Source organism: Nodosilinea sp. LEGE 07088 (assembly GCF_015207395.1).
Lineage (GTDB): Bacteria > Cyanobacteriota > Cyanobacteriia > Phormidesmidales > Phormidesmidaceae > Nodosilinea.
In genome coordinates this window covers 1-5,013 of the sequence record NZ_JADEWX010000278.1, presented here as the reverse complement: position 1 = coordinate 5,013, position 5,013 = coordinate 1, and the positions used below count along the sequence as shown (strand labels likewise).

The 5,013-nt window shown below is 51.3% G+C and carries 5 protein-coding genes; 2 read left to right on the top strand and 3 right to left on the bottom strand.

Annotation, left to right across the window (positions count from 1 at the left end; all coding sequences use genetic code 11):
* Positions 1-122: 122 nt before the first annotated feature.
* From IQ254_RS29635 to IQ254_RS29625, 3 genes are all read right to left on the bottom strand, one after another.
* Positions 123-1,148 carry a DUF4034 domain-containing protein gene (locus IQ254_RS29635; protein WP_193969734.1) on the bottom strand — a complete coding sequence of 342 codons (1,026 nt, stop codon included), beginning with the start codon at positions 1,146-1,148 and terminating at the stop codon, positions 123-125.
* A gap of 386 nt (positions 1,149-1,534) precedes the next feature.
* Entirely contained in the window at positions 1,535-2,038 is a 504-nt protein-coding gene (locus tag IQ254_RS29630; RefSeq protein ID WP_193969733.1) for a hypothetical protein, read from the bottom strand.
* A 7-nt stretch (positions 2,039-2,045) separates the two neighbouring features.
* Complete coding sequence (locus tag IQ254_RS29625; protein WP_193969732.1) at positions 2,046-3,830, bottom strand: RHS repeat-associated core domain-containing protein; 1,785 nt, start codon at positions 3,828-3,830, stop codon at positions 2,046-2,048.
* A 74-nt stretch (positions 3,831-3,904) separates the two neighbouring features.
* Between IQ254_RS29625 and IQ254_RS29620 the strand changes: the two genes are divergently transcribed.
* Together IQ254_RS29620 and IQ254_RS29615 are read left to right on the top strand one after the other, a co-directional pair.
* Positions 3,905-4,342, top strand: coding sequence for a hypothetical protein (locus IQ254_RS29620; protein ID WP_193969731.1), 438 nt, complete (start codon positions 3,905-3,907; stop codon positions 4,340-4,342).
* Positions 4,339-4,764: an HNH endonuclease gene (locus IQ254_RS29615; RefSeq protein WP_193969730.1), complete on the top strand. Its 426-nt coding sequence runs from the start codon at positions 4,339-4,341 to the stop codon at positions 4,762-4,764. The genes IQ254_RS29620 and IQ254_RS29615 overlap by 4 nt, the downstream gene beginning before the upstream one ends.
* Positions 4,765-5,013 lie beyond the last annotated feature (249 nt).

Genomic DNA, 5,013 nt, shown 5'->3' with positions numbered 1-5,013 from the left:
AGTTATGGACCGACTGGGCACTCCAACTGATAGCGCTCAAACCCCATAAACATCGCTATTTTCAGCGTGGTCTCTATGCTCTATCCCTGATGCAGCAAGCTCTTTAGGTACGTTGTCACCCGTTAAGGCTCAGCGGCTACCGGCCACTGCTGCGCCATCGCGGCATCGTAGGCGTAGTAGAAGCGCATGCGCAGGTTGTCCGGGTAGGCGGCAAAGATGCGGGCATAGGTCGCTTCGACCTGATGCCACACATCCGGCTGCTGCAAATAACCGGGGGTATCGTCATCAATCTCGCGATGAATGTAAAGGGCAATGACCCCCAACATCGGCTTGTTGGCTGATTTGGAGCGACGATCAACGTCTTTAGCAAAGGCCAGTAGACGGGCCTCGCTGCCTTGCCACTGGGGCAAGAGACTCATGGCTTTCATGCCCCAGAGTTCGATGTGGGCGGGGTTTGCTGCCAGGCCGCGATTGTAATAGTTTTGCCAGAGCGATTCGGGCTGTCCCAGGCCCCGCGAGGCCAGCAGCAGTGCGGCCCACACGTTGGGGTCTTGAGGGTTCAGCTGTGCAGCGGTTTCTAGCTCTATCTGGGCTTGTTGAACGAGTTCACGAAAGGGTGCCCAAGCTTCTGGCGGAACTCTGCTGGCGACGCTTTCGCCCCGATGCTCCCAAGCTTGATGGATCAGCAGCTGACCGCGAATCAGGTAGGGAATATGGGAGTTAGGATAGGCGGTGCTCCACTGATCCAGCACTTGCATACTGTGGTCAAACTGCTCCTGGTCGGCGGCGGTCAGAGTTTTATCGTCGTGGGCAGGTGGTTCGCCTAAGTCGCGGTAAAGGCGATTGAGGTAGGCCGATGACAGCTCGTCAGTGCGTTCGCGTTGCAGGCTTTGATTGATGAATGCTTCCAGTTTGGCAAAGTCGCGATCGCCATACAGTACGCTACTCCAGCTTTCGGTGTCTTCTACAACGGTGTAGCGGGCCAGTAAGGCGGGCTCTGTCGAGGGCTCACCGGCTACGTGCTGCGCTATGGTCGCTTGGGCTGGGTTGAAGACTCCCACTTGGGCCAGTTTGGTTAAACTACAGCCGGGGAGGAGAAGCAGGGTACCCAAAAGGAAGGCGGGCGCTAGAGACCGATGCTGCGACATAGATAGACGGTAGAGATGGTGGCTCTAGCCTAGCCATGCCTAAAGGCTGAAACCCTGAGTGATGCTACCAGAGTTATGGCAGATTAACGGTTGGCTCGATTCATCCACCATGGCGATCAGTCGGCCGCGGGCATCGTAGATCGACCGGTGCACCGTGTTTTACTTGCACCTGCACTCTATGTGGCAGATAACTTTTCTCTAACCCAACCCCGCAAAACTACCCTTAGTCAATAGTCCGGACACTTTTCCAAACCAGCGCTGAAACCCTTGGCTTCTCGTTAGCCAGGTTGCTGTTGAAGAGGACTGAAACCCGCATCCTACTGTTGACTGCCAAAAACTGTCCGGAGTGTTGCTTAGTATTGCTTCATTATAATTGGTAAAGAATATTAAGCTTCAATCTTCCACGAGTAGTTTCTACATATAACTTCTACATTGAAATCATCACCTATTACCAAATAATGCTCATATTCGTAGTCACTCAATTCTAATTCCTTAATCCAATCGGAGTCAATCAATCTATACATTGCTGGATTAGGGCAAACGTATGTTTGCTGCCAATATTCACGAAATCTAGCCTTCGATCCCTTCAAACTTCCTGAATTATCTCTGAACTCAGGAATCTGTTCCCAGTTATAGCTATCCAATCTCTTTTGCTCACTGCTTGAAAAATCTGGATAGTACCGAACCCAGAAACCATTTTCAAATATAACCATAACCTTTGCGTATCCATTAATGTTCTCAAACGTACTTTCTTCCCCGAAGAACGCCAAGAATCTCAAGATAGTAGCCACCTCGGGTTGAGTTGAGTCACAGGCCAAAAAAAAGTTTGGGGTGGAAGGACTCACCATCCATGGCACTAGCACTGGTTGTACTTTTACTGTATTTGTCATGGTGACTTTATCCTCCAATCTCAATTACTCTTATAATGGTCGGATCTGTCTGGGATGGAGTTACTGGAACCCTCGTCCCCGGAAGCGGTGCATTATCGATGATTGGAGTTTCCTGAAGTCTGTTCAATAGTTTGAGGCGCTCTCTTTTTGACAGAGAATCAAGATCTACAAAATTTATATTCGTCGGCTCTAAGCCAGCTTGAGCTAACGCTGCTCTAGTTCGCGTATTTGCGGATACTAGTCTACCAGAATCTGGATCCCTGAATACAGTAATCGGCAAATCGTCAGCGGAAAGAGGGGTATTCGGATTCAGTAAATCACTGACAACTTCATCAATACTTCTACCGCTCGTATTTGGAAAACGAGGGTCGCTACTGAAACTAGGCCCTACACGTTTTTGCCCAAACAGTATTGGCTCTGATACTCCTCCACTAGCGCCTGTCCCACCAGCTTGAAAAATAGGTCTAGCTAAGTGATCAGCCCCATCTGCCCCATCAGCTACATTTCGGGCACCCCGAGCATTGACGCCTACCCCAATCAGCGTCCCACCAATCGTCAGGTAGTCGCCAAAGGAACCAGCGCTATCAGTACACCCGTTCCTGATGTCCTGATAGATGTTGTTAGCACTCCGACCCACATCTATCCCAGTCCGCGCCGTATCTAGCGCTATATAGGCTTGGCGAATGCGGCGGGGCATCGTTGCAGCAGTAAGCACAATCGAAGTGGCAATATCCCCGGTGATGTTGCCAACGGTATAAGTCAAACCCGACTGGTTGCGCTGGGCTGACCCATCGCGATAGATAGCTGAACGAGCCGCGTTGGTGAGTCCAAAGGTAGCCCCGCTGCCAAAGCCTGCGGCAAACTGGTCAGCTCGATTCAGCGCGTTGTACACCGTATCGTTGGCGAGAAATCTGTTCATCCCATCGCCAATCGCGCTTTCTCCACTGGGATCGGTGAAGTTTGTTGGACTGTTGAAGACGTAGCTATATAGGTTGCTATCCCCTGAGCCAAACCCTAGTGGGTCAGCACTTACGAAGGCACCAACCGCTGGGTCGTAATACCGCGCCCGGTACTGCATCAATCCCGACTCCTCATCCAACTCCTGCCCGGTGTAGCCAAAGCGAAAGTCTATCTCTGGATTGCTCTCACTGGTGACCTGGCCAAAACTGTCGTAAGTGGTGTGGTTAAGTACCGTGCCCGTGTCGTTGATCGCATCGCGCACGCTGCCCTGATGATCGCCCAGCGCCCAGCGCGTTTGCCCAGCCGTCTCCTCCGCTAGCACCTGGTCAATCTGTGGCCCGTGGAAATAGCGATGGGTAAGATTGCCCGCTCTGTCAAACACCAGAGCAATATGGCTACCGTCATAGACGAAATGCTCCTCGGTTGCGGTGCCAGCCCCAGCCCCGTCGGCGTCTATAGCGCTGCTCAGACGACGGTTGTAGACATCGTAGGCATAGAGCACCGTCTGAGTCATCGTGCCTGCCCCATCCTTCGAGATCACCCCGGTCAATCGATTCCGGTAGTCCCAGGTGTACTCCGTCGCCTCACCTGTGGCGATATCGGCCCGCCGAGTGCGATTGCCCTCGTTGTCATACTCGTAGCTGTAGGTGCCGTCATTTAGCAGTCGGTTGTGATCGCTTGTGGTGTAGCTGGTGCGATTGCCTCTCGCGTCGTAGTTGTAGGCTTCATCGCTCTGGTAGCTGTGGTCGGTGGAGGTTAATTCATCACGGTTGTTGTAGCGGTAGTCGCTGATGCCGTCAGGGGTGACCAGTTGGGTCAGACGGTTGGCCACATCGGAGGTGAAACCTTAATTAGCAGTGGGGTTGCCTTCTCGCCCATGGACCAGGGCATAATTAAATTCATCCGATGATTGATGCAGACATTAAGACTATGGCTTTGCAAACTCTGACGCTACGTTTACCGGATTCAATCTATCAAAGGCTAGTTGATTTGGCCCAGAAATCGGAGCGACCGTTGGAAGAAGAAACGGTTAGCCTGATTAATGCTGCACTGATAACCGATGCAGAGTTAGTTGCTGATATCAGCGATCGCCTAAATCAACTGGCATTACTCACAGATGAAGAGCTGTGGAGTGCGGCTGCATCCCGAGCATCTGAAGACGACAATGAGTTAATGCAGGAACTGTTGGAAAAGCGACAACGAGAGGGGTTGACTCCAGAGGAATTTGAACAGGTGCAGGTATTATCAAAGCACTTTAACCACATGATGATGGTTCGGGCTAAGTCGGCGGCTCTTCTGGCTGAACGAGGCCACGATATATCCGCACTAGCTGTCACTCCATGAGTAAATCCAGAGTCCCAGATGGGCTTCGTGCCGAAATTGTCACCCAATTTGGTTATCGCTGTGCTTACTGCCAAACACCACAACAAATTTCGGGCGTGCGCCTGACAGTTGACCATATTGTGCCGGAATCGTTGGGAGGGACTACAGAGAAGCGTAATCTTTGTTTGGCTTGTTGGGATTGCAATCTATACAAGGCTGCGAGAGTCTCTGTATTTGACAATCAATCTCAGCAAAATGTTCGTCTATTTCATCCTCAAATGCAAGCTTGGTTTGATCATTTTGAGTGGAGTTCTGACGGTTCACTTATGCTTGGAAAATCAACAATAGGTCGGGCTTCTATTACTGCACTTCGGATGAACCGTGCTGAGTTGGTGATCTCGCGTAAACTTTGGGTTGAGGCGGGATGGCATCCTCCTGATTAATTTGTTAATAGGTACATGAGCGATCGCTCCCTATCATCAGTTACCACTGATTGCATTTTTCACTCCATAGAATCACGAGTAGATTGGCATCGCGGCGGCTCACCGGGTTGTTATCAGAATCATAGCGGGTGAGCTGTTCAGTGCCATCGGGGACAGGGCCATTTCATTCTCAAGGGAGCCTAAAGATGCTAGAGTTTCAGGCTAGTTCCAATGGTTCTAGCGTTTATGCGTCTGCCCCCTCCCGCCCCC

Excerpts from the sequence above, each read along its gene's own strand:
- IQ254_RS29635 (WP_193969734.1), bottom strand. The coding sequence starts at position 1,148 with ATGTCGCAGCATCGGTCTCTAGCGCCCGCCTTCCTTTTGGGTACCCTG.
- IQ254_RS29620 (WP_193969731.1), top strand. The coding sequence starts at position 3,905 with ATGATTGATGCAGACATTAAGACTATGGCTTTGCAAACTCTGACGCTA.
- IQ254_RS29630 (WP_193969733.1), bottom strand. The coding sequence starts at position 2,038 with ATGACAAATACAGTAAAAGTACAACCAGTGCTAGTGCCATGGATGGTG.
- IQ254_RS29615 (WP_193969730.1), top strand. The coding sequence starts at position 4,339 with ATGAGTAAATCCAGAGTCCCAGATGGGCTTCGTGCCGAAATTGTCACC.